At 69.0% G+C, this 1,258-nt stretch carries 1 protein-coding gene; it reads right to left on the bottom strand.

The genetic code is table 11. The features are described from left to right. Window positions 1–1,083: epoxide hydrolase family protein (locus AC1DVT_RS20320; protein ID WP_477391217.1), on the bottom strand; the 1,083-nt coding region annotated here is incomplete at its 3' end. Window positions 1,084–1,258: the final 175 nt, after the last annotated feature.

Below are 1,258 nucleotides of genomic sequence, written 5' to 3'. Positions count from 1 at the left end.
CGCGCGGGTTCGCTCCGCGAGCCCCGCGGGGACCTCGGCCGCTGTGAAGTGCCCGCCTTCGGCCAGTCGCTCGAACACCCGGAGGTCGCGGTAGTAGCCGCGGGCGATGGACTCGGGGTACGAGCCTTCGTGACGCTGGATGAACACCGCCGCCGGCACCTCGACGGCCGGCATCGGAGCGGGCTGGTCGKCACCCTCGTAATAGGGCCGGAACGACGTGCCGATGGACTCGGTGACCCAGTAGATCATCGCCTCGGTGAGGATGCGGTCCCTCGAGATCCGGCGCTCGACGGCCGCAGGGTCACCAGGAGGAGTGTCGCTCCATTCGACGAGCTTCTCGGTCAGCCATCCGATCAGCCCGGCCGGTGAGTCGTTCAGTGCAGCGGCGAGCGTGTCGGGCCGGGTGCCCTGGACGTGGCCGTAGGCGCCGTTCGGACCATGCGCCGCATCGAGGTCGTCGAAGAACGCGCGCTCGGCGGGGTCGGTGAGCCGGCTGCGCTCGGCACGTGAGGGGAAGTGGGAGTGCGTCACCAGGATGCCCGCGACCTGGCCGGGGTAGGTGGCGGCGATCAGGTCGTTGACGTTCGCGGACACGTCCTCGCCGTAGGTGAGGTAGCGGTCGTAGCCGAGCACATCGGTCATCAGCGTGTGCATCGTGGCGGCCAGGCGCACCTCGGTGATCGCGCCCTCGGCGTACGGCGTCGAGAAGCCGAATCCTGGCAGGCTCGGCACGACGACGTGGAAGTCCGGCAGCAGGTCGGCGAACTCCAACTGGAGGCTGAACAGATGCGGCCAGCCGTGCATGATCAGCAAGGCCGGGGCGTCCGCGCGCGCAGCACGACGGTGCACGAAGTGGAGGGCCGTGTCGCCGATCTCCGCCACGAATTGCGGATGCTCATTGAGCCACGCCTGGCGAGCCGACCAGTCGAACTCCCGCCACGTCGTCACGAGCGCGCGCAGATAGGCAGCGGACATTCCGGATGCCGGTCGCCGAGGCGAATCGGGAAGCAGCCGCGCCATCTCGAGWCGAGCGCGGAGATCTCGCAAGATGGGGTCGGGCACGTCGATCTGGAACGGGCGCATACGGGCCACGCTAGGCGTGGCCGCCGACATCCGCTCGCTGTCGCGAGCTAGGCGCTCTTGCGCTTCTGCCGCAGCACGAGGGTCGGGGCTGCGCCCTCCTGGACGGCGGCCTTGGTCACGATGACTTTGTCGACGTCTTCGGCGGACGGGATCTCGAACATGATCGGCCCGAGCA

Source organism: Microbacterium sp. P2_F9 (genome assembly GCF_056403635.1).
Note: the sequence above shows the minus strand (reverse complement) of the source record. Positions and strands in the feature narration are given on the sequence as shown.